We start from the raw sequence: 26144 nt of genomic DNA, 5'->3' as shown, positions 1-26144 counted from the left end.
CCTTGTCAGCCCTGCAACCGCAGCGCAAGGTCGCTCCGGAAGCGCACATCGTCGCCGTCCGCCAGCCATTTGGCCTCTGCGGCGATGGCGCCGAGCAGATCGATCAGCGGTTCCATCTCGCTCTTGTGATAATTGCCGAGAACATGGCCGGTTACGCGGTCCTTGTGCCCCGGATGGCCGATGCCGATGCGCACGCGGCGGAAACCTTCGCCGATATGCTGGATCATCGATCGAATGCCATTGTGGCCCGCCGCTCCGCCGCCGCGTTTTACCTTGATCTGCATCGGGGCGAGATCGAGCTCGTCGTAAAAGACGGTGACGTCCTGCGCCGTCAATTTGTAGAAATCGAGCGCCGCGCGCACGCTGCGGCCGCTTTCGTTCATGAAGGTGCCGGGCTTGAGCAGAAGGACGCGCTGCGACCCGATGCGGCCTTCCTGGATCCAGCCCTGGAATTTCTTTGCTGGCGCGGGAAAGTCGTAAAAGTCGGCGATGACGTCGGCGGCCATGAAGCCAACATTGTGACGGTGCATCGCATATTTGGGCCCGGGATTGCCCAGGCCGACCCAGAGCTGCATGACAGTGCCTTTCCCGGGTCTGCTGGAAACGCCCCCCCCCGCGGCCGGAAGGGGCGCTCCAAAATGTTTAGGCTTCTTCGCCTTCGACGGTTTCTTCGCCGTCATCCTTCGTCGTGTCGCCGTCGCTCGACTTGAGCGCAGACGGGGCGACGATAGTGGCGATGGTGAAGTCGCGGTCGGTGATCGCGCTTTCGACGCCCTTGGGCAGGGTGACGTTGCTGATATGGATCGAATCGCCGACATCGAAGCCGGTGACGTCGATCGCGATCTCGTCGGGGATCTTGTCCGCGTCGCAGACGAGTTCCAACTCGTGACGGACGATGTTTAGCACGCCGCCGCGCTTCAGGCCCGGCGAGGCTTCTTCGTTCGCAAACGACACGGGCACCGCGACGGTGACCTTGGCGTCCTTGGCAATGCGGAGGAAATCGGCGTGGATCGGACGATCCTTGACCGGGTGGAACGCGACGTCCTTCGGCAGGGTGCGGATGGTCTTGCCGCCGACTTCGATCATCACGACCGAGTTCATGAAATGACCCGTCATCAGCTGCTTCATCAGCAGTTTTTCTTCGACGTGGATCATCAGGGGTTCTTCCTTGCCGCCATAGACAACGGCGGGGACACGACCTTCACGACGCAGCTCACGCGAGGCTCCCTTGCCTCCGCGTTCGCGCGTCTCGGCCGTCAGCGTCAGCTGATCGCTCATGTTCATTCTCCGAGAAACGATTACACAGTTCCGCCACGCCTCCAGGGATGACCATGACGGAAGCGGCGGCGCTTAGCGGGGAAGCGCCAGAATTGCAAGCCTTGGGCGCGCATCGGGCGCGGGGCGTTATCGAAGCTGGCTGAGCTTCAGGCGCGCTCGTTCGATCACGACCCTATCCATTTGGTTCGAAGGAGGGGATTGCAGACGGCACAGTGGGATTATACGGAGTGCGGCACAGGGGTTCATCTGCCAAAGATGCGTTGTACAATATCGGCCCATTCGCGGCCGTGCCGGTTTACCACCCAAGCCGACACTCGATCACTGCACCCGCGTTATCTTCATCCCGCCGGCCTCGATCATCGCCGGCACTCCGTCGGCGCCGACCAGATGTCCTGCGCCCACCGCGACCAGCACGGTTCCCGGCTGCGCCATCCGCCGCTGGATCCATGCACTCCAGCGCCGATTCCGGTCGGTGATTATCGCCTTGCGCGCGACGGGCACGCTGTCGATATCCTCGTTGATAATCTTTTCGAGCGCCCGGACGTCGCCGCGGCCCCAAGCGGCTGTTAGCGCGCGCACCTCGCTCACCGCATCGTCCGCTTCCTCGGCCGCGCGCGTGAGCAGGACGCGCTGCGTGTGCGGGTCCAGCGTTTCGAACAGCATGAGCTGACCTCGCGCAGTCTCGAAGCCACCGATCGACTTGCCCGCAGCTTTGAACCTTTTCGTCAGCCCGGTTTCAACGCCGTTGGCCGGCGACAGGCCGGCATTTTGCGCGACGCGCTGGCCCATAAGGACCATCACCGCCCAATCGTCCAGCCCGTCCTCGCCAAAGCTGCGTCCGCTTGCTTCGAGTGTGCGAAAGCCGGTAAGCGCCTTGCCCGACAGGCGTGCTTCGATCGCGAGCGGGGCGGTGCGCGGAGCGAGCTTTCGGAACATCTCGCCCGCGCCCGCGAGCTCGGCCGGGGGCAGCTCCAGCATCAGTTCGTCGGCAGCGTCGATCGCCTTCGCGACCCCACCCCCGGCCCAGTCGGTTCCGCGCGGCAGGGCGTGCATCGTGCCGAATATATAGATTTTCGTATCCGCATCGGCGACCAGCCACATCGCAGGGCGCGCCTGAGGTTCCGGCGCGGCGGGGCCGCACGCCGCCAGCAGCAGGGGCAAAAGGGTCGCCGCGATGCGGCGACCCCATCGTCCGGCCCCTCTTGGCGGGATCAGGGGCGCGGGCCGCTTCAATAGTCGACCCGCGTCACCGTCAGACCGCGTTCTTTCAGATAATCCTGGACGCTGTGGTCGCCTGCGAGGTGCCCGGCGCCGACCGCGACGAACACGGTTCCCGGCTTGTCCATGCGCGCCTTGAGCTGGTCGGCCCAGCGCGCATTGCGGTCCCACAGCAGCGTTTTGGCGAGCTCGGGGGTGGCCGCCAAGCTCTCGTTCATCGCGACGGCGAGGCCATCGGGGTCGCCTTTGGCCCACAGCGCCACCATCTTGTCGAGCTGCGGTCCCAACTTGTCGAGGTTTTTCACCACCGCGTTGAGGAAGGCGACCTGCTGTGTTTCGGGCAAATCGTCGAAGAATCCGAGCTGTTCGGGGAGCGTCTCGAGGCCGGCTACCGGCTTTTCTGCCGCCTTTGCAAAGGTGGTGAGCCGCTTTTCGGCGCCTTGTTCGGGATCATAGCCGAGCTTGGTGAGCGGCAGCACCGACAGCGTGATGGCAGGGAACCACGGCTCGAACGTATCGAATTGCGCGGCGGGCAGACCGACGCTCGCCATCGCGGCCTGATAAGCCGCGAGCTGCTGGGCATCGAGCCGCGACGACAGCGTCTTGCCGCTCCGGTCGATCGCCAGCGGCATCATGATGTTCGCCACCTCCATCTGGTCTTCGGGCATCACGATTTCCAGCATCAGCTGGTCGGACTGGTCGAACGCCGTCTTCACCGCTTCGTCGAACCAGCTGAGCCCCGGCTTCAGCACATGAACGGTGCCGAAGAGATAGATCGTCGTATCCTCGTCCTTCATCACCCACAGCGCGGGGTCGGCGTCGGTTGTCGCCGGCTGCGCCGCAGCGGGAGCCGGCTCGGCAGCATAGGCGATATTGCCCCCCGGGACGAGGGCACATTGGGCGAACGGGATGACGGCGCAGGTTGCGGCGAGCGTCTTGAACCAGCTCTTCATGGGGAAATTACCTTTCGATGCGAGGGCGCTTGGCGCCGGATGGGAGGGGGAAGTCATGAAACCAAGGGCTTAGCGAAACTTGAACCAGCAATAGACCAACGCATTGACGGTGAGCGAGAGGGCGAAGAGCGGCATAGCTTCGACGGGCGGCGCGAGGCTGGCGCGCGCGAGCACCCACCACACCGGGCAAGGGATGATGAAGGCATAAAAGCCCGCGAGGCCGCCGATCTGATAGGCCATCCGTTCATGATCGTCGATCGAGCGGTGATAGATGACCAGCGCGGCGACCAGCCCGATCAGCCACAGGGCGGACAGCCCGATCGCCAGCGCCGGCGTCATCGCGCTGTCGCTCATCAACTCGGTGTTTCCATTGGCCCGTAGCATGATCGCCGATACCAGCCCGAGCGTTCCGGCAAGAACCAGGGCCGCCCAATATAGCCGTTTGCGCGGCGACCATTGCCGGAACCAGTCGGCATGGCGGCGGACATAGAAAGCAAAGGCAATCGCGCCCAGTGCGATGGCGATCATCGCCCCGGCCCAGGGCGCAAGCGCCGGACGGCCGAGTTCGGCGCGCGTTTCACTATAGCCGGCAAAGGCACCCGCGAGCATCGCCGTGCCCACGAAGATGGCAATCGGCCAGCCCATCCCGGGGATGCGGCGGCGCTGCGGATCGTTCGTCATTATCTTATCCTTCATGGCCGTCATCGAAAATCTCCTCGATCGGCATTTCGAACAGGCGCGCGAGCTTGAAGGCAAGCGGCAGCGATGGGTCGTATTTCCCCGTTTCGATCGCGTTGACCGCCTGCCGCGATACGTCGAGCCGGTCCGCCAGTTCGGCTTGGCTCCAGTTTCGCATCGCGCGCAGCACTTTCAATTTATTGTTCATCGGCGCCTCGGCAGAATGTCACCCGGATGGTCATCGTCTTCCATAAACATCGAAATGTCTTGGGAGGGGAGTTTTTTGTCCGGATGGCAAATGAAATGGCCGATCGCCGGGCATGGACTGGGGCGCCGCTGCCGCGCGCTCCAGTCCAGATCGTCGGCCGTCACCGGGGAGGCCCGCCCGAAATGAAAGCCGGCGCTGGCCACGGGCGGTTCAGTGGCTGGTCTCGACCATTAACAGCGCGAGCTGCGTCCCGTGCTGGGCGCGGGCGATCGCGCGGGCCGCCTTATGATCGGCATCGGCTAGCGCCGTGGCGACACACGCCGCCTCGTCCGCGCGGTCGGCGACACCGCGACGCGCCGTCTGGCACGCGCGGCGCACGCCATTCCTGATGCGCAGGTCGAGGCGCTCGCGGCCTGCGGGACGTGTCAGGTTGAGGTCGTCGGTGCGCACATTGGTGACAACCGTCTCGGTTTCGGCGGCGGCGGCGGGCGCGCCAGCAGCAGCGAGCGACAGCGTGAGGATGAGCGTGCGGGTAATCATGTCTATGTCTCCTTGGATCGAGGTGTTGTCGTGCTTGCCTGTCTTCATGTCAGGTATACATGACTATATGTCGCGATTCACTGACTATGTCAACAAGACCTGACAAAAAGTTTTGGAGACCTGACTAGGGCGCCTGTTTTCGCGCGATGGCGAACGGTGCGGAGCCTTGACCCTGACGCCGCCCTGCGCCAATGCGGCGACGATTTTTGCACCTGCGAAGGAATTGCGGCCGTGGCCGACGGGGCGGACAAGACACCACTCAGCTTTCAGGGCATGATCCTGACGCTGCACAATTACTGGAGCGCACGCGGCTGCGCGATTTTGCAGCCCTATGACATGCGCGTCGGGGCAGGGACATTCCACCCCGCGACGACGCTGCGCAGCCTCGGTCCTGAGCCCTGGAACGTCGCCTATGTCCAGCCGAGCCGGCGGCCCACGGATGGCCGCTATGGCGAGAACCCCAACCGCCTCCAGCATTATTACCAGTATCAGGTGATCCTGAAGCCGTCGCCCGCCGACCTGCAGGAACAATATCTGGGCTCGCTCGCCGCGATCGGCATCGATCCGCTGCTCCACGACATCCGCTTTGTCGAGGATGATTGGGAATCGCCGACGCTCGGCGCGTGGGGGCTGGGCTGGGAAGTCTGGTGCGACGGGATGGAAGTCACCCAGTTCACTTACTTTCAGCAGATGGGCGGTTTCGACTGCAAGCCCGTCGCGGGCGAGCTGACCTACGGGCTCGAGCGGCTCGCCATGTATATTCAGAACGTCGACAATGTGTACGATCTGCGCTTTTCCGACGCGGTCGGCGATGTTCCGGCGGTCAGCTATGGCGACGTCTTTCTCGAGAATGAACGCCAATTTTCGAAATGGAATTTCGAGGTCGCCGATACCGATACCTTGTTTGCAGGGTTCAAAGCTGCCGAGGCCGAATGCCAGCGTGCGATCGCGGCGAATGTGCCGCTCGCGGCCTATGACCAGGCGATCGAGGCGAGCCACCTGTTCAACCTGCTGCAAGCGCGCGGCGTGATCAGCGTGCAGGAACGCGCGAACTACATGGCGCGAGTCCGCGACCTCGCGAAGGGCAGCTGCAAGGCTTGGATCGACAGCCAGTCCGAGCGCTGGACCCAAAAATATCCGGGGTGGACGCTGTGACCGACTTCCTTCTCGAACTGCGCAGCGAAGAAATCCCGGCGCGGATGCAGGCCGCCGCGCGCGCCGAACTCGAAAAGCTGTTCCGCGCGCAGATGACGGCTGCGGGCATTGAGACGGGCGACCTCACCATCTGGTCGACCCCGCGCCGCCTCGCGCTCATTGCTCGCAATCTGCCCGACGCCACCGCCGCGGTCAGCGAGGAACTAAAAGGCCCGCGCAGCAGCGCCCCGCCACAGGCACTCGAAGGCTTTCTGCGCAAGACCGGCTTGACGCAGGATCAACTTGAAGATCGCGACGGCGTGTATTTCGCCGTGATCGACAAGCCGGGGCGCACCACGGCCGAGGTGCTTGCGGAGGCGATCCCCGTAATCGTCCGCGCGTTCGCATGGCCCAAGTCAATGCGGTGGGGAACGGCAAGCTCCAGCAGCGAAAGCCTGCGCTGGGTCCGCCCCCTGTCGGGCATCGTCGCTATCTTCGGCGAAGAGCTGATTCAGTGTGAAGTTAGCGGGATTTCTGCGGGTTTCGCGACGCGCGGCCATCGCTTCCACTGTCCTGGAGAGATCACCATCGGCTCCGCATCGGATTATGCCGAGAAACTGCGGGCTTGCCACGTCATCGTCGATCACGAGGAGCGCCAGGCGATCATCCGCGACGGTGCCGCCAAGGCTGCGGCCGACGCGGGGCTGACCCTCGTCGAGGACGAGGGGCTGGTAATCGAGAATGCCGGGCTCACCGAATGGCCGGTGCCGCTGCTCGGCCGCTTCGACGAGGCCTTCCTCGAAGTGCCGCCCGAGGTCATCCAGCTGACCGCGCGGGTAAACCAGAAATATTTCGTCGTGAACGGGGCGGACGGCAAGCTTGCGAACGGTTTCGTCTGCACCGCGAATATCGACGCGAAGGACGGCGGCGCGGAGATCGTCGCGGGCAACCGTAAGGTGCTCGCAGCGCGATTGTCCGATGCGCGCTTCTTCTGGGAACAGGACCAGAAGAAGACGCTCGCGCAGCATGCGGAAAAGCTGGCAAACATCACCTTCCACGAAAAACTCGGTACCGTTGCCGACAAGGTCGAGCGCGTCGCGAAGCTCGCCGAATGGCTGGCGAGCGAAGGCATCGTCCCGAACTGCGATCCCGCACTCGCGCGGCAGGCGGCCGAATTGGCAAAGGCCGACCTCGTAACCGAAATGGTCGGCGAATTCCCCGAGTTGCAGGGCCTGATGGGCGGCTACTACGCCCGCGCCGAAGGTTTGCCCGATGCGGTCGCTGACGCAATCCGCGATCATTACAAGCCGGTCGGGCAAGGCGATGATGTGCCGACCGCGCCGGTGACTGTGGCCGTGGCACTGGCGGATAAGCTGGATATTCTGCTTGCTTTTTTTGCCGCAAGGGAACGGCCGACGGGTTCAAAAGATCCCTTCGCGCTTCGTCGGGCCACATTGGCAAACGTCTCGTTGATCCTTTCGAACGGTCTGCGATTGAGCTTGCTGGCCATTGCCGACAAAGCAAACGAGATTTGTGGCAACTTCTACCGTAGTCTTTGGCTAGATGGCATCCGTGATTATGACAGCATGCAGCCAAAGGGCAGCCAACTCGCGCCGCTGAATGAATCGCATTTGACCTTCGCGTATGACTTGCTCGACTTCTTCGCCGACCGCCTCAAAGTCCAGCAACGCGAAGCCGGGGTCCGGCACGACCTGATCGACGCGGTGTTCGCGCTCGGCGGCGAGGATGATCTCGTGCGCTTGCTCGCGCGCGTGAAGGCGTTGCAGGCGTTTATGACGACCGACGACGGCACCAATCTGCTCTCAGGCTACAAGCGCGCTGCGAATATCCGGAAGCAGGCAGGCGAGGTAAGCGGCACCGCCGCCGCGACGCCGCCGACCGAAGCCGACGCCGCGCTTCTCGCCGCACTCGACGCCGCCGAACCCGCGGCCTCCGCCGCGGTCGCCGAAGAGCGTTTCACCGACGCGATGGCCGCGCTCGCCAGCCTCCGTGCGCCGATCGATGCCTTTTTCGACGGCGTGATGGTCAATGATCCCGACCAAGCAGTCCGCGCCTATCGCCTTGGCCTGCTGTCGCGATTTACCGGCGCGGTGCATGGCGTCGCCGATTTCTCGAAGATCGAGGGCTGACGCCACGGCTATGCGCCTCTCTTTATACCGAACGAAGTAAAACTGAATCGACGATAAGCCTTCTCCACCCTATCCAGCCGCAACCTCCTCCCCGGGGCAGCAGGAGTTTATGATGACGAAGATGGTGCATTTGTTCGGCGGCGCGGCCACCACGGCCGAGCGTTCGAAGGAATTGCTGGGCGGCAAGGGGTCGAACCTCGCCGAAATGGCCTCGATCGGCCTGCCGGTGCCCCCGGGCTTTACGATCACCACCGACGTCTGCACTGCTTATTACGCCAATGGCGAACAATATCCGGCCGGGCTGGTCGACGATGTTGCCGCGGGCATCGCGCATATCGAAGGCATCACTGGAAAGCGCTTCGGTGACGCCGCCGATCCGCTGCTCGTCTCGGTCCGGTCGGGCGCCCGCGTGTCGATGCCGGGGATGATGGACACCGTCCTCAACCTCGGGCTCAACGACAAGACCGTTGTGGGCTTGTCCGAAGCATCGGGCGATCCGCGTTTCGCGTGGGACAGCTATCGCCGCTTCGTCCAGATGTATGCCGATGTCGTCATGGGGCTCGACCATGCCGAGTTCGAAGAAGCGCTGGAAATCGCAAAAGAAGACAAGGGCTTCTACCTCGACACCGAGATGTCGGCCGAGGATTGGCAGGCGCTGGTCAAGGAATATCAGGCGATCGTCGAGCGCGAGACCGGCGCGCCGTTCCCGCAGGAACCCAACGACCAGCTGTGGGGCGCGGTCGGTGCGGTGTTCGCGAGCTGGGAAAGCGACCGTGCCAAAGTTTATCGCCGCCTCAATTCGATCCCCGGTGAATGGGGCACCGCGGTCAATGTGCAGGCGATGGTATTCGGAAACATGGGCGACACCTCGGCGACGGGCGTGGCGTTCACGCGCGACCCCGCGACCGGCGAGCGCGCCTGGTACGGCGAATGGCTGATCAATGCGCAGGGCGAGGATGTCGTCGCGGGCATCCGCACCCCCCAGTACCTCACCAAAATCGCGCGTGAGAAGGCGGGCGCCAAACCGCTGTCGATGGAAGAGGCGATGCTTGAAACCTTCGCGGAGTTGGGCCGCGTCTTCGACACGCTCGAGACGCATTACCGCGACATGCAGGATATCGAGTTCACGGTCGAACGTGGGACGCTCTGGATGCTGCAAACCCGTTCGGGAAAGCGCACCGCGAAGGCGGCCCTGAAGATCGCGGTCGACATGGCCGCAGAGGGGCTGATTTCCGAGGAGGAAGCCGTCGGCCGTGTCGACCCCGGCGCGCTCGACCAGTTGCTCCACCCGACGCTCGATCCTAAGGCGCCGCGCGACGTGCTTACCAAGGGGCTGCCCGCCAGCCCCGGCGCCGCGTCGGGCAAGATCATGTTCGACGCCGACAGCGCCGAAAAGGCAGCGGCGATGGGAGAGGCGGTGATTCTCGTCCGTGTCGAAACCAGCCCCGAGGATATCCATGGCATGCACGCAGCGAAGGGCATCCTGACCGCGCGCGGCGGGATGACCAGTCACGCGGCGGTCGTTGCGCGCGGCATGGGACGTCCCTGCGTTTCGGGGGCAGGGGGTCTTAGCATCGACGGCGCCGCGCGGGTGTTGCGCGTCGGTGGGCGCGAGCTGCGCGAGGGCGATATATTGACGCTCGACGGCTCGACCGGCGAAGTGATGGCAGGCGAGGTTCCGACCCTGCTGCCCGAACTGGTCGGCGATTTCGGCACGCTGATGGGCTGGGCCGACAAGGTGCGCCGCATGAAGGTGCGCACCAACGCCGAAACCCCGCAAGATGCGCAGGTCGCGCGCGATTTCGGTGCCGAGGGCATCGGGCTTTGCCGCACCGAGCATATGTTCTTCGACGCCGCGCGGATCACCGCGGTGCGCGAGATGATCCTCGCCGAAAGCGAAGAGGGCCGCCGGGCCGCGCTGGCCAAGCTGCTCCCCGAACAGCGCGGCGACTTTGCCGCGATCTTCCAGGTGATGGCGGGGCTGCCGGTGACGATCCGCCTGCTCGACCCGCCGCTGCACGAATTCCTCCCGACGCGCGAGGAGGATTTCGCCGACGTCGCCGCCGCCGCGGGCGTGGGCATCGAGGCGCTGAAGGCGCGCGCGAACGAACTCCATGAATTCAATCCGATGCTCGGCCACCGCGGCTGCCGCCTCGGCGTCACCTATCCCGAGATCTACGAGATGCAGGCGCGCGCGATCTTCGAGGCAGCGTGCGATGTCGCCGCCGAAACCGGCGCGGCGCCGATTCCCGAGGTGATGATCCCGCTCGTCGCGACGCGCCGCGAATTCGACCTGATGAAGGCGGTTGTCGATGCCCAGGCCAAGGCGGTGTTCGCCGAGAAGGGGCGCGAGATCGCCTATCTGGTCGGCACGATGATCGAGCTGCCGCGCGCCGCGCTGATGGCGGGTGAGATCGCCGAAAGCGCGGAGTTTTTCAGCTTCGGCACCAATGATTTGACGCAGACTACGATCGGCATCAGTCGCGACGACGCCGGCCGCTTCCTGACGCAATATGTCGACAAGGGCATCTTCCTGACCGACCCGTTCGTGAGCCTTGATGTCGAGGGCGTCGGCCAGCTGATCGAGATCGCGGCGGACCGCGGCCGCAAGGCTCGCCCCGCGGTCAAGCTCGGGATCTGCGGTGAGCATGGCGGCGACGCGCCGAGCATTCATTTCTGCGAAAAAACCGGGCTCGACTATGTCAGCGCCTCGCCCTATCGTGTGCCGATCGCACGCTTGGCGGCAGCACAGGCGGCGCTCAAGGCGAAATAACGCCGGGGTGACAATTGGGCAGGGGGATGTGTCATGAAAAGTTGGCACCGCTATGTGATCGCCATGGTGAGCGGATTGGTGGTGGGGCTCGGCGGCGCTTGGGCGTTCACCAGCGGCGGGCTTGCCGACGGTGCGATCCGCAACGGCCCGTGGACGACCTCGCTCGGTTACGGCACCAAGGCGACCGGCCCGTTGACGCGCGCGATAGTCGCACGGTCGGGGCTGCTCGCGCTGCCCGCGACGGAAACCGTCTATTGGATGGCGAAGACCGACGCGTCGGGCGCGCCGCTCGATGGAGATTGCCGATATAGCTTGTCCGGCAAGCCGCTCGATGCGCGCTGGTGGAGCGTTACCGTTTACGACGACGAGGGCTATCTGATCGACAATCCCGCAGGCATATGGTCGGTCAATGGCGCCAATGTCGCGCTCGACACCCAGGGCGAATGGCGCGTTACCATTTCGCCAGACAAACCGAAGGACGCGGCGTGGCTGCCCGGGATCAAGGGCCAACCCTTTCAATTGACGCTGCGTATGTACAACCCGGGCGACGCGTTTCGCGCCGCGCCGGCGAAGGCTGCGCTCCCCCGTCTCGTGAAGGAGGCGTGCTGATATGCGCAACTGGTTCGGTCCGGTCCTTTTCGGCCTGATTGTCGCCGCGGCCGCCGCCTGGGTCGCCATCCTCTACATTCCCTATGGCTTGATGGGGGTTGCGATGGAACGACTGGGGCAGGGCGGCACCAACAGCATGTCCCATGGCAATCTCGCGACGCCGGCACGTCAGCCCGTCGTGCGACCGAGCCCCGATCTGGCCTATTCGAGTTGCCCCTACGACCTTTCAAAAGGCCCGCTGGCAATCAATGTGACGCCGGTTCCGGGCCGCTACAGCTCACTAAGCCTTTTCGATGCCGCGACCGACGTGATTTTCGTACGCAACGATCTCGAAGCGCGCGGAAAGCCCTATCGAATCATTGTAGCGCGCGAAGGGCAGGCTGTACCTGCGGGTGTCGAAATCGTCCGCACGGATCAGGATCAGGGTATTGCGCTGATTCGGCTCCTGCTCAAGGAACCCGCGGAAATCGGCGCCCTCGACGCAGTGCGCCGTCAATCGTCGTGCCGGACGGTCACAAATCCGAAATAGGGGGTTGCGCCTCCGCGCGGCGAGTCCTAAAGGCGCCTCTCCACGCACCCGTAGCTCAGCTGGATAGAGCATCAGACTACGAATCTGAGGGTCGGACGTTCGAATCGTTCCGGGTGCGCCATTTCCCCCATCGCTCGAATAGCGTCTGTTTATCCTGTGCGATTGCGCGCGGTTACGATCCATGCGGCGCCGTCAATCAGCACCGAATTAACGCCGGGGCGTTCCGCGAAGGCAGCGCGAACCGCCGTGGCGGCACGTGCACGGATATCGTCGGGCTGATCGCCCAGCGCGCGCGATAGCGGACCGACCTGAAAGGCGAGATCCAGCGCATCGTCGATCGCGGCCTCGCGCGTCGCACCGCGCCCATAGGAAATGGTGGCGTCGAACGGATCGATCCCTATTTCGGAAAAGCCAGCTCGCTCGAGGATGGCGTTCAGCCGGTCGCGGTCGCCAAAGGCGAAGGGGCCCGGCGCATCCGGATCGGCGGGAGCAGGCTGGACGATATCGCGAATTGCCGCCATTGGAAGGCGGACCCAATCATTCTCGTGCGCGCCGCGCCAGCAAATGAACGCCAGCCGTCCCCCTGGTTTCAGGGCTCCACGCATATGATCGAAGGCAGCAACAGGATCGTCGAAAAACATCACGCCGAATCGTGAGAAGATGAGATCGAAATGCGCCGCCGGCAGGGGGTGGGTAGCGGCATCGGCACATCGAAATTCGAGCGGCGCACCGGGAGGTGCAGCCGCGCGGGCGATTTCGACAAGTTGCTCCGATATATCCACGCCCAGCACATGGCCGGCGGGCGCCACCTTGCTGGCGATAAGGAAGGATGAGACGCCCGCCCCGCAACCGATGTCGAGAACATGCTCGCCGGGCTTGGCATCCGCCGCATCGATTGCGGCGCGGCCAAAATCTTCGAGCATCAGATCGAGCCGGTCGAGATTGGCGGCCCACCGGCTCCCGCTGTCGCCATTCCAATCGTGGGTCGGAGCGGTCGGGATATCGGACAAGGACTTGCTCCTCTATTGAGAATAGTTCGCAATTACGCCGATTGCGGATGAAGTGCAAGGCTCGCGCATAGCTATGCCCTGTTGCATCGCTCCCGGCTGTGCGACATTCCCGAAAGGTTCCGCCTAGGCAGGACCGGGAAGGGAGAGTCATGAGCGAAAAAATCGTCACGGTCGATATCGGAGGCACGCATGCGCGTTTTGCGATGGCCGAGATCGAAGGCGGCCGCGTCCGCTCGCTCGGCGAGGCGACGACGCTGCACACCAAGGATCATGCAAGCTTCCAGACCGCATGGCAGGATTTCGAACGTCAACAGGGGGGGGCGCTCCCGCGCGCCGTCGCGATTGCCATCGCCGGGCCGACGCGCGGCGACATCATTCGTTTTACGAACAATCCGTGGATCATCCGTCCCGCGTTGATCGGCGAGAAGCTCGGCGTCGACCGTTATGTGCTGGTCAATGATTTCGAGGCGGTGGGCCACGCGGTGGCGCAGGCGGACGAAAGCTATTTCGAGCGGCTGACCGGTCCTGACGCTCCGCTGCCGACCACTGGCACGATCACAATCATCGGTCCCGGCACCGGGCTCGGCGTGGCGCATGTCTGGCGCGACGGCGGCGAATACCGCGTTCAGGCGACCGAGGGCGGGCATATCGATTTCGCGCCGCTCGACAGCATCGAGGATGCGATCCTTGCGCGGCTGCGCAAACGCCACCGGCGCGTGTCGATCGAACGGATCGTGTCCGGGCCGGGCATCGTCGACATTTACGAAACGCTGGCGGCGCTCGAAGGGCGGGCGATCCCGCGCCTCGACGACAAGGCGATCTGGACGAGTGCGCTGAGCGGGGGAGACAGCCTGGCCGCGGCGGCGGTCGATCGCTTTTGCCTGTCGTTGGGCAGCGTCGCGGGCGATCTGGCGCTGGCGCAGGGCGCGAGTGGCGTCGTGGTTGCGGGCGGTCTGGGCCTCCGCATCCGCGACAGTCTTGTCCGATCTGGCTTTCCCGAACGCTTCATCGAAAAGGGACGGTTCGAGGGCTTTATGTCCGCGCTGCCCGTCAAGCTTATCACCCATCCACAGCCGGGGCTGTTCGGCGCCGCGGCGGCTTTTGCGCGCCAACATGCCTGAGATTCCGCTGGCGCCGAGACGCTAAAACCGGCAGCAGGGGGCATGTCCTCGCGTCCCGTCCTCGGCATCATCGCTTGCAACCGCATGGTTGGCACCGAGCTCGCGCAGGCGGTGATGAACCGCTATGCGACCGCGGCGATGCGGCATGCCGATTGCGCGGCGCTGATCATTCCATCCTTGCCAGAATATATGCACGCCGCCGAAATCGTCGAAAGGCTCGATGGCGTGCTGCTGACCGGGACGCCCTCCAATGTTGCGCCCGCACTTTATGGCGACGCGGCGGAGGGTGATGGACCTTTCGATCCCGCTCGCGATCGCATGATGACCGAGCTGGTCGAGGCGGTGATTGCGGCGCAGCGACCGCTGTTTGGCATCTGCCGCGGCTTTCAGGAGATCAATGTCGCGCTTGGCGGCACATTGCGCCGCGATACTTCGGCAAGCGGCGACCTGCTCAATCATCATGCGCCCGACGGCGTCAGCTTCGACGACATGTTCGATCACCATCACAAGGTCGATCTGGTCGACGGTGGCTTGCTCGCTTCGGCTTATGGCGCGCCCTCGATTGAGGTGAACTCGGTCCATTACCAGGGGGTGGGGATGCTGGCCGAGGGATTGCAGGTCGAGGCACGCGCGCCCGACGGGCTGGTAGAGGCCTATAGCGCGCGGCCGAATGGCGCCCCTTTGCTCGCGGTACAGTGGCATCCCGAATGGGCGACCGACGACAATGGCGACAGCCAGACCTATTTCCACCTCCTCGGACGCGCGTTAAGAGGCGAGCTATGAACCGCCGCGTCACCCGTTATGACCGCTATCTCGCGCGGATCAGTTTCTCGCCCTGATTTTCGGACCCGGTTTCTTTCGGTTTCCAGACAATCAGGAGTCAATTCATGCCTCGCAATCACGACATCGCCGAACTGCGCCGCCTGGACGTTGCGCATCATCTTCCCGCACAGGCCGACTGGGCCGAAATCGAAAAGCTCGGTGGCAGCCGGATCATCACCCATGCGGAGGGCGTTTGCATCACCGATGGCGACGGCCACCGCATCCTCGACGGTATGGCAGGCCTGTGGTGCGTCAACGTCGGTTATGGACGTGAGGAACTGGCCGAGGCAGCGGCGGCGCAGATGCGCGAGCTGCCTTTTTACAACACCTTCTTCAAGACCGCGACGCCACCGACGGTGACGCTGGCGGCGAAGATCGCCTCGCTCACCGGCAATCGCCTGCCGCATATCTTCTTCAACGCCTCGGGCAGCGAAGCCAATGATACGGTATTCCGCATGGTGCGCCATTATTGGAAGCTGAAGGGAGAACCCAAGCGCACGGTCTTTATCAGCCGCTGGAACGCCTATCACGGTTCGACCGTCGCAGGCGTTTCGCTTGGGGGCATGAAGGCGATGCACGCGCAGGGCGACCTGCCGATCCCCGGCGTCGAGCATGTCCGACAGCCCTATGCCTATGGCGAAGGGCAGGGGATGACCGAGGAGGAATTTTGCGACGCCTGCGTGCGGGCGATCGAGGACAGGATACTCGAGGTCGGACCCGAAAATTGCGCCGCCTTCATCGGCGAGCCGGTGCAGGGCGCCGGCGGGGTGATCATTCCGCCCAAGGGCTATTGGCCCAAGGTCGAGGCAGTGGTGCGCAAATACGGCCTGCTGCTCGTCGCCGACGAGGTGATCTGCGGTTTCGGGCGCACCGGCAAGATGTGGGGGCATGAGACGATGGGCTTCACGCCGGACCTGATGCCGATGGCGAAGGGCCTGTCCTCGGGATATCTGCCGATCTCGGCGACCGCGGTGGCGCGCCATGTCGTCGATGTGCTCAAGACCGGCGGCGATTTCGTCCATGGCTTCACTTATTCGGGGCACCCGGTTGCCGCGGCGGTCGCGCTCAAGAATATCGAGATTATCGAGCGCGAGGGGCTGGTCGAGCGGACGGGCAGCGTCACCGGCCCGCATCTGGCGAAGGCGCTGGCGACGCTGAACGATCACCCGCTCGTCGGTGAGACGCGCTCGGTCGGGCTGCTCGGCGCGGTCGAGATCGTTGCCGACAAGGAAACGCGTGCACGCTTTGGCGGCGCCGAGGGGACCGCGGGACCGATGGCGCGCGACGCATGCATCGCGAACGGGCTGATGGTGCGCGGTATCCGCGACAGCCTGGTCATGTGCCCGCCGCTGATCATCACCACCGAACAGATCGACGAGATGGTTGCCATCATCCGCAAATCCTTGGATGAGGTGATGCCCAAGCTCCGCGCGCTCTAGGAAGGAAGACCACGCCCCTATGCCCTCAGGCCTTTTTGCCCTGCTCGACGATATTGCGACCATCGCCAAGGTCGCCGCCGCGAGCATCGACGATATCGGCGCCGCGGCGTCGAAGGCCGGGGTCAAGGCGGCGGGGGTCGTCGTCGACGATACGGCGGTGACGCCGCGTTATGTCACCGGCTTCACCCCCGACCGCGAGCTGCCGATCATCTGGCGGATCACCAAGGGCTCGCTGCGCAACAAGCTGCTCTTCATTGTGCCGGCATTGTTGCTGCTCTCGGCGGTCGCGCAGTGGGCGATCACGCCGCTGCTGATGCTTGGCGGCGCCTATCTCTGTTTCGAGGGCGCCGAGAAGGTGCTGCATTCGCTGCAGAAACACGACGCGAGTCTGGCCGAAGATGCGGCGGTCGTCGCCGACCAGGATCATGAAGAGGCAATGGTGAAGGGCGCGGTACGGACCGACTTCATCCTTTCGGCCGAGATCATGGTAATCGCATTGAACGAAGTGCTCGACGAGCATTTCGCGATGCGCGCCGCGACGCTCGCGGTTGTCGCGGTCGCGATCACCATCGCCGTTTACGGCGTCGTCGGGCTGATCGTGAAGATGGACGATATCGGCCTGCACATGGCGAAGGAAGGGAGCAGCGTGCGCCGCGCGATCGGGCGCGGGCTTGTGACGTTCATGCCCAAGCTGCTTTCGGCGCTGGCGCTGATCGGCACCGCGGCGATGCTGTGGGTCGGGGGGCAGATTTTCCTGCACGGTCTCGATGAATATCGCATCGGCAATATCGGCCATGGGTTGCACGATTTCGCGCATTCGCTCGCGGGCGGGCTGCCGGGTTCCGGCGTGTGGGAATGGCTGATCAACGCGGGCGGCGCGGGCGTGTTCGGGCTGCTGATTGGCAGCGCGATCGTCGGCATGCTGCACATGCTGCCGGGGAAGAAGGCGGCGCATTAATCTCGCCCTCCAGGACTTGATCCGGGATCCATTGCGGCGGCGAAGTCACGGACCCCGGATCGCGTCCGGGGCGCGAAGAAGGGCCTTAAAGCCACAAAAGCCCCGCATGCGCGCGACGAAACTGTGTCCTTTGTGGCTTTAAGCCGAGGGGCGACGCGGGCCGAACAGACGGGGAGAAAGAGCCGGGCCCAAGGCTCTCACACCGACATAATGTAGGAAAGCGTTTTTTCCGGCGCGGCGGTCAGCCGAGCAACACCACCGGGCTGTCGGCGCGCCAGTGCATGCTCACCTTGTCGTCCCAGGTAAAATCCTCCTGGTCGTGGCGCGAGAGGTTCGGGCGCGAGACGCGGATACGCGCGCCGGTTTCGAGCTCGATTTCGAACAGGGTGATGTCGCCGAGATAGGACATGCCCTTGATCCTGCCGCGCGCGAAATTGTGGCCGTCGGGTGCGTCCTGCGCCGCAGCGGTGACTGCCTTGCCCGCGCCGGGGACGTGGAGATAGATTTTCTCGGGCCTGAGGGCGACCCAGACGTCGGCGCCATGCGGGCCGGTGACGCCGTGGTTGAGATAGACCTTGCCGAGACCCGGGCAGTCGACCGCTGCCTTGTCGGGTTCGTCGAGCGTCAGCTTGCCTTCGAAGATGTTCACCGACCCGACGAAATCGGCGACAAAGCGATTGGCGGGATATTCGTAGAGGTCCGACGGCGCCGCGAGCTGCGCTACATCGCCCTTGTTGATCACCGCGATGCGGCACGCCATCGACAGCGCCTCGTCCTGGTCGTGGGTGACGGTGACGAAGGTGATGCCGACCTTTTCCTGCAATTCCGAAAGTTCGAACTGCATCTGTGCGCGCAGCTTTGCATCGAGCGCCGACAGTGGTTCGTCGAGCAACAGCACCTTGGGCCGCATGACGAGGCTGCGCGCGAGCGCGACGCGCTGGCGCTGCCCGCCCGACATCTGGTCGGGCATGCGGCTCTCGAACCCGCCAAGCTTGACCAGATCGAGCGCCTCGGCGACGCGATCCTTGACTTCGCCGCCTTTGACGCCCGCAATCTTGAGGCCATAGGCGACATTGTCGGCGACGCTCATGTGCGGGAATACGGCGTAGCTCTGAAACACCATGTTCACCGGGCGCTTGTTCGGCGGGATGCCCGCCATATCCTGTCCGTCGATGAGGATGCGGCCCTCGGTGGGCAGTTCGAACCCGGCGATCATGCGCAGCAGCGTCGTCTTGCCGCAGCCCGATGGGCCGAGGAGGACGAAGAATTCGCCCGCGTTGATGTCGAGGCTGACATTGTCGACCGCGGTCACCTTGCCAAAGCGTTTGGAGACATTCTGGATCTGGATGATCGGGCGGGTGGGTTCGGTCATGACGATATCCTGATTCCGTTCGTGTCGAGCGAAGCCGAGACACCGTGAGGGCGTGCGTCACCGATGGGCATCTCGACTTCGCTCGGTGCGAACGGGGAAGGGGCGCGAACGGAAGAAGGGGTAGCCATCAATGCGTCTCCGCAATGGCTTTCACGCCCTGCGCCTTGAGGGCGACGAAGGTGAGGGCGACGGTCAGGGCGATGAGCAAAGTCGAGGCGGCGTTGACCTCCGGCGTCACCGAAAAGCGCACCATCGAATAGACCTTCACCGGGAAGGTGATCGTGTCGGGACCGCTGGTGAAATAGGTGATGACGAAATCGTCGAGGCTCAATGTAAAGGACAGCAGCGCGCCTGCGACGAGCGCCGGCTTGATGTGCGGGATCAGCACGTCGCGGAATACCTGCCATTCGCTCGCGCCGAGATCCTTCGCGGCTTCTTCCTGTTCGCGGTTGAAGGTGGCGAGCCGCGAGCGCACGACCATCGTCACGAAGGGGAAGCAAAAGGTGATATGCGCGATGGTGATTGCACCGAGGTTGAACGGCCAGATGAGGTCGGTCGGCCAGCCGACCGCGGCGAAGAACATCAGGAAGGCGACACCGAGACAGATTTCGGGAACGATGATCGGCAGCGAGATGGTGCCGTCGATCGCGCCCTTCAGCGGAAAGCGGAAGCGCCATAGCATCACCGCCGCGACGGTGCCGAGCGCGAGGCTGGCGATCGTCGCGAGCGCCGCGATGCTCAGCGAATTGAGCAGCGCCTCGACCAGCTGGTCGTTGCCCAGCGCTTTCTCGTAATATTTGGTGGTGAAGCCGCGCCACACGACGTTACGCTTGCTGTCGTTGAAGCTGAAGATCACGAGCACGATCAGCGGTGCGTAGAGGAAGAGCATCACCGCGCCGACCCAGAGGCGCATCCACAGCGTGCGGCTATATTCGAGCGGAGCGATCGGCGTGCGGGCGAAGCGCGCCATCAGCTTGCCTCCGCCACCTTCTTGCGCATCGACTGGATCGCGATCAGTGCAAACATTGCGTATATGAGCAAGAAGGAGAGGGCGGCGCCGAAGGGCCAGTCGTTCGCTTTCTTGAACTGGCGCTCGATGACGTTGGCGATCATCTGGCTGTCGGTCCCCCCCATCAAATCGGGGGTGAGATAGGCGCCGAGCGCGGGGATCAGCGTAATCATCACGCCCGCGACGATGCCCGGTGCGGCAAGCGGGACGACAATGCGCATGATCGTGCGGAAATGCCCGGCGCCGAGGTCGAGGCTTGCCTCGATCAGGCTGCGGTCGAGCCGGTCGAGCGCGGCGTAGAGCGGCAGCACCATGAAAGGCAGGTGGACGTAGACGAGCCCGAAAACGACCGCGAAATTGTTGAAGAGAAGCTGCACGGGTTCCCACGTCGGCAACGGTTGCAGCCCGACGAGCGTCTTGAGCCAGCTCGTCCCTTCCCACAGCGCGCCGAGCCCCTTGTTCGCGAAACCCTGCGTGCCGAGCAGCATCATCAGCGCGTAGGTGCGGATGAGGAGGTTGGTCCAGAAGGGGAGCATGATGCCGAGCAGGAGCCATGGCCGCCATTTCTCGCTGGCGAAGGTGATCGCCATGGCGACGGGAAAGCCGATGATCAGGCAAATCAACGTCACGAGCGCGGCCACGGCGAAACTCTTGCCGAAAATGGTGAGGTAGAGCCATTCGGTCGCGCGCTTGTAATTTTCGAGCGTGCCCGAAATTTCGATATCGGTGAGGCCCTTGTTCTGACCGAAGCTGTACAGCCAGACGATCGCCATCGGCACGAGGAAGAACAGGAAAATCCAGACGAGCGTCGGCAACGATACCGCCGCGAAGACCCCCTTGTTCGTTTTCCAGTCCTGTTCGGCCACCCCCCGATGCCTCCTTCAGACCGTCAGGCGGCCCGGACCCGCGTGAAGGCTTCTTCGTAGAGCGGCTGCAATTCGGGGTTGAAGCGCGCATATTCGCATTTCGCCAGCGCTTCGGCAGGCGGGAAGATGACGGGGTTGTTCTTGTAACTGTCGGGCATCAACGCCTTCGCGGCCGCATTGGGCGTCGGGTAGAGGATCGTCTCGGTGATTTCCTTGTCGACCTGGGCGTCGAGAATATAGTTGACGAAGGCGTGCGCGTTTTTCGGGTGCGGCGCGCCTTTCGGAATGCAGAGGTTGTCGGAGTTGAGCTGGCTCCCCTCCTTGGGGATGACGAAATCGATGTCCTTGTCCTCGACCATCGCCTGCGCGATGTCGCCATTATATTCGAGCACGACGTCGCAATCGCCCTTGAGCAGCAAATCCTGCCCGTCGTCCTCGTGGAATTTCTTCACATTGGGCTTTTGCTTGATCATCATCTTTTCGATCGTCGCGATGTCCGCCGGGGTCAGCGCGTTGACCGACTTGCCGAGATATTTGCCATAGAGGCGGAACATGTCGCCCGCTTCCGAAAGCCAGGCGATGCGGCCGGCATATTCGGGGCTGTCGAACAGGACCTTCCAGCTGTCGGGCGTCGCCGAGACTTTCGACTTGCGATAGCCGATACCGAGCGCGAGCCATGTATAGGGCATCGAAAATTTGCGCTGCAGGTCATATTCGACGTTGATGTAGGCCGGATCGATATTCTTCTTGTTCGGGATCTGCGCATGGTCGAGCGGCATGAGCATATCGGCTTTGCTCATGCGTTCGACAAAATCGTTCGAGGGGACGATCACGTCGTAACCGGGGTTTCCCGCCTTGAATTTGGCGAACAGCACGTCGTTGCTGTCGAACAGGTCCATCGTGACGTCGACGCCGGTCGCTTCCTTGAAATTGTCGAGCGTATTCTCGCCGATATAGGTGTCCCAATTGTAGAAGTTGAGCTTGGCCTCCTCGCCGTTCGCGAGCTTTTTGCCCTCGCCCTTGCTGCACGCGGCGAGCCCGCCGAAACTGATGCCGATGGCGGCCACCCCCACCGCCTGGAGCAGCGAACGGCGGCCCCGGGTTTGCTTGATCAGTTCAATCGGATCCATGTGCAGCCTCCCTGTTTGTGACGTCAAGCTGACTCAATAAGGTCAGCTTGAAAAGCGCTTTTTTACGCCCCACGAGGAATCCTTGAAACTATCATGCGTTGCGCAGGTACCAGTCGTAATCAAGCGTCGGGACGACGCCGAAATAATTATCCTGTTCGACTCGTTTCACGGTGCTGAACATGTCGACGAAGCGGTCGCCGAGATAGTCGCGCATCAGGCCGGAGGCGTGGAAGCGGTCGACCGCGGCGAACCAGTTGGACGGTGGCTTGTCGTCGCCCGAATTGTCGCGGTCATAGCCGTTGCCGACGACCGCGACCCCCGGATCGGCCTTGGTCGTCATGCCGTGATGCATGCCGGCGAGGACGGCGGCGACGGCGAGATAGGGGTTGGCATCGGCGCCGCAGGCGCGATGCTCGACATGGCGGCTCGGCGGCGGGCCGGCGGGGATGCGGAAGGAGACGGTGCGATTGTTGACGCCCCACGTCGGCGCGACGGGGGCATAGCTGTTCGCCTTGAAGCGGCGGTAGCTGTTCGCGTGCGGGGCGAAGAGCGCGAACGCGTCGCCGACGCTACCGATCATTCCGCCGATCGCGTGGCGGAGCGCAGGTGTGCCCTCGGGATTGTCGCTGGCGAAGATATTGGCGCCCTTGTCGTCGTCGACCGAGACGTGGATGTGCATGCCGCTGCCCGCCTGATCGGCAAAGGGCTTGGCCATGAAGGTCGCTTCGAGACCCTGTTGCTGCGCGATCGCCTTGACGAGACGCTTGTACATGATCGCATCGTCGCAGGCGCGCAAGCCGTCGGGCTTGTGGCGAAGCGTCAGCTCGAACTGGCCGGGCGCGAATTCGGAGATCGCGCTTTCGAGCGGCAGGCCCTGTACGTCGGTCGCGGCGTAGAGCGCGTCGAAAAAGGGGCGAAAATCGTCGAGTTCGCGCAGGCCGTAGACCTCCACATTGCGCGGCGTATCGCGGCTGTAGGCGGGGCGCGCGGGGCGGACCTTGCCGTCGCGCGCGCGGCGCGGATCGACAAGATAGAATTCGAGCTCGACCGCAAGCACGGGTGTGAGGCCGTCGGCGGCGTAGCGGTCGATGACGCGACCGAGGACGTGGCGCGGGTCAAGGTCGTGCGGCGTGCCGTCGAGTTCGTAGAAATCGACGAGGAACTGCGCGGCATGGTCGCCGCCCCAGGGGGTGCGGACGAGGGTGCCGGGGATGGGCTTCATCGAGCGGTCAGCGTCGCCATCCTCCCAGACGAGGCCGGTTTCGACGGTGTCCTGCCCGGTGATATCGACGACAGTGATCGAGCCGGGGAACATGCGCCCGCTTTCGTAGACCGCGAGCACCTCATGCTGGCGCAGCCGCTTGCCGCGCGGGACTCCGCCAAAATCGGTGTAGATCATTTCGATCGAATCGACGTCGGGGTTCGCCTTGAAAAAGGCCTCGGCTTCCGATCGGTCGGCGATCACGCCAGACGATTTCGACATTCCGTTTGCTCCTTACCCCAGCCGGTCGCGCAGCGCATACCAGAGCAGCCCGAGCGTGGCGAGCGGTCGGCGCAGCCATTTGCCGCCCGGAAATGGCCTCGACGGCAGGCTGGCGAGCACGTCGAAACGTTCGGCGGTTTCCGCCATCGCCTCGGCAATCAGCTCGCCGGCAAGCGTCGTGATCAGCGCGCCATGGCCCGAAAAGCCGTGCGCGAAAAACATATTCCCGCGCCGTCCGATATGCGGCAGCCGGTTCATCGTGACCGCGACCGCGCCGCCCCAACCATAATCGATCGGCGCGTCGGCGATCTGGGGAAAGACATCGGCCATGAACGGCCGCACGAACGCCGCGATATCGCGCGGCGGAGTCTGCGAATAGCGCTCGCCGCCGCCGAAGATCAGCCTTTTGTCGGCCGACAGGCGGAAATAGTTGAGCACGAAGCGGCTGTCGGCGACCGCGGCGTCGCTAGGCAGCAGATCGTCGGCGATGGCGAGCGGCGCGGTCGCGATATTATAGTTCATGATCGGCACGGTGTAGCGGCCGAGGTCGGGCTCGACCTCGCCGATCCAGCTGTCGGTGGCATCGATGACGTAGCGTGCGTCGATGCCTGTCCCATCGGTCGATATACGAAGGCCGTGCGCCCTTTGGTCTATTCCACGGGCGCGCTGACTTTCCCATATCTCGACGCCTGCGGACTCGGCCGCTTCGGCAAGCCCGAGCGCATAGTTCAGCGGATGGAAGTGCCCGCCATGGCGATCATAAACGCCGCCGTGATAGAGTGGGGTTGCGATATGGCGCGCCAAATCCGCCTTTTCGACGATCTCGCTTCGATAGCCGAAACGCCGCGCGAGATAATCGGCCTCCTGTCGCATGTTGCCGAAATCCGCTGGCGTCCAAGCCGCTTCCAGATGCCCTGTTTTCAGGTCGCAATCGATGCCGTGTTTGGCGATCCGCGCCTTGACGCGATTATCGCGCCAACACAGGTCGAACAGCGCATCGGCGCGTTCGGCTCCAAATTCGGCCTCCAGTTCCGAAGCCGTCCAGCGAAGTCCGGGAATGAGCTGTCCGCCGTTGCGCCCCGACGCCCCGAAACCGATGTGGTCGGCTTCGACCAAGACGACCGAGAAGCCGCGTTCGGCGCAGGCCAGGGCTGCGCTCAGCCCCGTAAAGCCGCCGCCTATCACGGCGACGTCGCAGCGCGTTTCGCCGCGGATTTCGTTGCGCGACTGCCGCTCGAGCGCGGTTGCGGCGTAATAACTGGGGTTCAGCGGATCGGTCATTCGGTCACCGACCTCCGAACGAAAGAGGAGGGCTGAGGGTCATCGGCGGGTCAGACGCGCATCAGCAGATGTTCGCGCTCCCAGCTCGACACCACCGATTGATAGTTGAAGAGTTCATAATCCTTCACGGCAAAGAAGATTTCGAAGAAATCGTCGCCAAGCAGATTGCGCACCTTCTTGCACGAGGCGAAGCGATCAAGCGCGGCCTCCAACGTGCGTGGCAAGGTGCGCGCGCGGTTATAGGCGCTGCCAATGATCGGCTTGGGCGGGACCATGCGGTCGACCATGCCGATATAGCCGCAGACGAGCGACGCGGCGATGGCGAGATAGGGATTGCTGTCGGCGCCGGGCAGGCGGTTTTCGACGCGGCGGTTGTTCTTGTCGGCGATGGGCACGCGAAAGCCGCAGCTGCGGTTATCCTCGCCCCACTGAACATTGATCGGCGCCGCGCTGTCGGGGCGCATCCGGCGAAAGCTGTTTACATTGGGCGCCCACATTGGCGAGATTTGCGGCATGAAGCGGATGAGCCCCGCGACATAGGAGCGGAAGGCTGCGCTGTCGCGGCCATTGGCGGTCGCGAACAGGTTGCGCCCCGTTTCGGCATCTACGACCGACTGGTGGATGTGCATCGCGCTGCCCGGCTGGCCCGCCATCGGGTTGGCCATGAAGGTTGCGTAGACACCGTGCGTCTTGGCGACATTGCGCACGACCCGTTTGAACAGGAATACTTCGTCGGCGAGGCGCAGCGGGTCGCCGTGGTTGAAATTGACCTCGAGCTGCGCGGCGCCCATTTCGTGGATCATCGTGTCGATCGTGAGGCCCATCAGCTCACAATCGTCGTAGATATGGTCGATGATATCCTCATATTCGTTCATCGCCTCCAACCCATAGGGCTGGCTTGCCGTTTCGGCGCGGCCCGACTGGCCGGTGGGCGGGGTCAGCGGGAAATCGGGATCGGTGTTCTGCGAAACGAGGTAGAATTCGACTTCGGGCGCGATGATCGGTTTCCAGCCCTTGTCTTCGTACAGACGCAGCACCTTTTTCAGGATCGTGCGCGGCGCGATGTCGACCTCGCTGCCGTTGCCGTTGAAGGCGTCGGCGATCACGAAGGCGGTGGGAGAGGTGAAGCCTGGTGCGACGCAGATCGTGTCGGGATCGGCGATCAAAATCTTGTCGGGATCCTTGTCCCAGATGTCGTCGATGTCCTCGGGATAATGGCCGTCGATCGTACAGATGAAGACGCTGCCCGGGATGCGCAGCGACTTGTCCTTCACCGATGACAGGAACTTCTTGGCCGGCAGCACCTTGCCGCGCTGGACCCCGTTGATGTCGGGGACGATACATTCGACTTCGTCGATATTATGGTCGCTGATCCATTGTTCCAGATTGACTGACATGCGCCCCCGATTGGGCCGAGGAGTCGGCCCGTTATGGAAAGGCCAGCGTATCGCAAGCTTTGGGGAAGCGCCAGAGGGGGACGTTATTGGGCCATTTCCGGCAAATATCGCTGCCTATTTCTTTGCCGGTACAAAAGCGCGTTGTTTTTGCGGGCGAAGCGAAGCAATCTTCGGCGCGCGGCTGCA

At 63.6% G+C, this 26144-nt stretch carries 24 protein-coding genes and 1 tRNA gene; 10 read left to right on the top strand and 15 right to left on the bottom strand.

Annotated features, from left to right (window positions below; genetic code table 11):
• Nucleotides 1-5: 5 nt before the first annotated feature.
• The 7 genes from pth to HDC35_RS02425 all read right to left on the bottom strand — a co-directional run bounded on the left by pth (nt 6) and on the right by HDC35_RS02425 (nt 4875).
• The gene (pth, locus tag HDC35_RS02455) at nt 6-575 is read right to left on the bottom strand and encodes an aminoacyl-tRNA hydrolase (protein ID WP_184643302.1); all 570 of its coding nucleotides are present in this window, start codon (nt 573-575) and stop codon (nt 6-8) included.
• 67 nt (nt 576-642) lie between these two features.
• Nucleotides 643-1278: a 50S ribosomal protein L25/general stress protein Ctc gene (locus HDC35_RS02450; protein WP_184643300.1), complete on the bottom strand. Its 636-nt coding sequence runs from the start codon at nt 1276-1278 to the stop codon at nt 643-645.
• A gap of 318 nt (nt 1279-1596) precedes the next feature.
• A complete protein-coding gene (locus tag HDC35_RS02445) occupies nt 1597-2439 on the bottom strand; it encodes a TraB/GumN family protein (protein WP_260397450.1) in 843 nt (280 codons plus the stop codon).
• 68 nt (nt 2440-2507) lie between these two features.
• Nucleotides 2508-3449: a TraB/GumN family protein gene (locus HDC35_RS02440; protein WP_184643299.1), complete on the bottom strand. Its 942-nt coding sequence runs from the start codon at nt 3447-3449 to the stop codon at nt 2508-2510.
• A 69-nt stretch (nt 3450-3518) separates the two neighbouring features.
• Nucleotides 3519-4130 carry a hypothetical protein gene (locus HDC35_RS02435; protein WP_260397449.1) on the bottom strand — a complete coding sequence of 204 codons (612 nt, stop codon included), beginning with the start codon at nt 4128-4130 and terminating at the stop codon, nt 3519-3521.
• 4 nt (nt 4131-4134) lie between these two features.
• Entirely contained in the window at nt 4135-4335 is a 201-nt protein-coding gene (locus tag HDC35_RS02430; RefSeq protein ID WP_058803043.1) for a helix-turn-helix transcriptional regulator, read from the bottom strand.
• Between the two features lie 210 nt (nt 4336-4545).
• The gene (locus HDC35_RS02425) at nt 4546-4875 is read right to left on the bottom strand and encodes a UrcA family protein (RefSeq protein WP_184643297.1); all 330 of its coding nucleotides are present in this window, start codon (nt 4873-4875) and stop codon (nt 4546-4548) included.
• 273 nt (nt 4876-5148) lie between these two features.
• Here HDC35_RS02425 and HDC35_RS02420 point away from each other — a divergent pair, with 273 nt between their 5' ends.
• The 6 genes from HDC35_RS02420 to HDC35_RS02395 all read left to right on the top strand — a co-directional run bounded on the left by HDC35_RS02420 (nt 5149) and on the right by HDC35_RS02395 (nt 12191).
• Nucleotides 5149-6030 (top strand): glycine--tRNA ligase subunit alpha, encoded by an 882-nt coding sequence (locus tag HDC35_RS02420; protein WP_184643950.1) that lies wholly within the window; start codon nt 5149-5151, stop codon nt 6028-6030.
• Nucleotides 6027-8159, top strand: coding sequence for a glycine--tRNA ligase subunit beta (glyS, locus tag HDC35_RS02415; RefSeq protein WP_184643295.1), 2133 nt, complete (start codon nt 6027-6029; stop codon nt 8157-8159). Before HDC35_RS02420 ends, glyS begins: the two co-directional genes overlap by 4 nt.
• A 112-nt stretch (nt 8160-8271) precedes the next feature.
• Nucleotides 8272-10932, top strand: a complete 2661-nt coding sequence (gene ppdK, locus HDC35_RS02410) for a pyruvate, phosphate dikinase (protein WP_184643948.1) — start codon at nt 8272-8274, stop codon at nt 10930-10932.
• Nucleotides 10933-10965: 33 nt separating this feature from the next.
• Nucleotides 10966-11541, top strand: coding sequence for a DUF1214 domain-containing protein (locus HDC35_RS02405; RefSeq protein WP_184643293.1), 576 nt, complete (start codon nt 10966-10968; stop codon nt 11539-11541).
• 1 nt (nt 11542) lies between these two features.
• Nucleotides 11543-12070 (top strand): DUF1254 domain-containing protein, encoded by a 528-nt coding sequence (locus HDC35_RS02400; protein ID WP_184643291.1) that lies wholly within the window; start codon nt 11543-11545, stop codon nt 12068-12070.
• A gap of 44 nt (nt 12071-12114) precedes the next feature.
• Nucleotides 12115-12191: transfer RNA gene (locus HDC35_RS02395), tRNA-Arg, on the top strand.
• Nucleotides 12192-12219: 28 nt separating this feature from the next.
• On the opposite strand, the gene HDC35_RS02390 is transcribed toward HDC35_RS02395, so the two are convergent.
• Nucleotides 12220-13080 carry a class I SAM-dependent methyltransferase gene (locus HDC35_RS02390; protein WP_260397448.1) on the bottom strand — a complete coding sequence of 287 codons (861 nt, stop codon included), beginning with the start codon at nt 13078-13080 and terminating at the stop codon, nt 12220-12222.
• 149 nt (nt 13081-13229) lie between these two features.
• Between HDC35_RS02390 and glk the strand changes: the two genes are divergently transcribed.
• The 4 genes from glk to HDC35_RS02370 all read left to right on the top strand — a co-directional run bounded on the left by glk (nt 13230) and on the right by HDC35_RS02370 (nt 17420).
• Nucleotides 13230-14201, top strand: a complete 972-nt coding sequence (gene glk / locus HDC35_RS02385) for a glucokinase (protein WP_184643289.1) — start codon at nt 13230-13232, stop codon at nt 14199-14201.
• Between the two features lie 42 nt (nt 14202-14243).
• The gene (locus HDC35_RS02380; RefSeq protein ID WP_184643287.1) at nt 14244-14984 is read left to right on the top strand and encodes a gamma-glutamyl-gamma-aminobutyrate hydrolase family protein; all 741 of its coding nucleotides are present in this window, start codon (nt 14244-14246) and stop codon (nt 14982-14984) included.
• A gap of 104 nt (nt 14985-15088) precedes the next feature.
• Nucleotides 15089-16462 (top strand): aspartate aminotransferase family protein, encoded by a 1374-nt coding sequence (locus HDC35_RS02375; RefSeq protein ID WP_184643285.1) that lies wholly within the window; start codon nt 15089-15091, stop codon nt 16460-16462.
• A gap of 19 nt (nt 16463-16481) precedes the next feature.
• The gene (locus HDC35_RS02370) at nt 16482-17420 is read left to right on the top strand and encodes a DUF808 domain-containing protein (protein WP_184643283.1); all 939 of its coding nucleotides are present in this window, start codon (nt 16482-16484) and stop codon (nt 17418-17420) included.
• A 241-nt stretch (nt 17421-17661) separates the two neighbouring features.
• On the opposite strand, the gene HDC35_RS02365 is transcribed toward HDC35_RS02370, so the two are convergent.
• The 7 genes from HDC35_RS02365 to HDC35_RS02335 form a co-directional block, all read right to left on the bottom strand.
• The gene (locus HDC35_RS02365) at nt 17662-18792 is read right to left on the bottom strand and encodes an ABC transporter ATP-binding protein (protein WP_184643281.1); all 1131 of its coding nucleotides are present in this window, start codon (nt 18790-18792) and stop codon (nt 17662-17664) included.
• 127 nt (nt 18793-18919) lie between these two features.
• Complete coding sequence (locus HDC35_RS02360) at nt 18920-19762, bottom strand: ABC transporter permease (protein ID WP_184643279.1); 843 nt, start codon at nt 19760-19762, stop codon at nt 18920-18922.
• Nucleotides 19762-20667 (bottom strand): ABC transporter permease, encoded by a 906-nt coding sequence (locus HDC35_RS02355; protein ID WP_184643278.1) that lies wholly within the window; start codon nt 20665-20667, stop codon nt 19762-19764. Before HDC35_RS02355 ends, HDC35_RS02360 begins: the two co-directional genes overlap by 1 nt.
• A 23-nt stretch (nt 20668-20690) precedes the next feature.
• Nucleotides 20691-21797: a PotD/PotF family extracellular solute-binding protein gene (locus HDC35_RS02350; protein ID WP_184643276.1), complete on the bottom strand. Its 1107-nt coding sequence runs from the start codon at nt 21795-21797 to the stop codon at nt 20691-20693.
• Between the two features lie 91 nt (nt 21798-21888).
• Entirely contained in the window at nt 21889-23280 is a 1392-nt protein-coding gene (locus HDC35_RS02345) for a glutamine synthetase family protein (RefSeq protein ID WP_184643274.1), read from the bottom strand.
• Between the two features lie 12 nt (nt 23281-23292).
• Nucleotides 23293-24561 (bottom strand): FAD-binding oxidoreductase, encoded by a 1269-nt coding sequence (locus HDC35_RS02340; RefSeq protein ID WP_184643272.1) that lies wholly within the window; start codon nt 24559-24561, stop codon nt 23293-23295.
• A 50-nt stretch (nt 24562-24611) separates the two neighbouring features.
• Nucleotides 24612-25958: a glutamine synthetase family protein gene (locus HDC35_RS02335; RefSeq protein ID WP_184643270.1), complete on the bottom strand. Its 1347-nt coding sequence runs from the start codon at nt 25956-25958 to the stop codon at nt 24612-24614.
• Between the last annotated feature and the right edge of the window lie 186 nt (nt 25959-26144).

The sequence above is a fragment of the Sphingopyxis sp. JAI128 genome (genome assembly GCF_014207235.1).
GTDB lineage: Bacteria > Pseudomonadota > Alphaproteobacteria > Sphingomonadales > Sphingomonadaceae > Sphingopyxis.
This window is presented reverse-complemented; position numbering and strand designations above follow the sequence as displayed.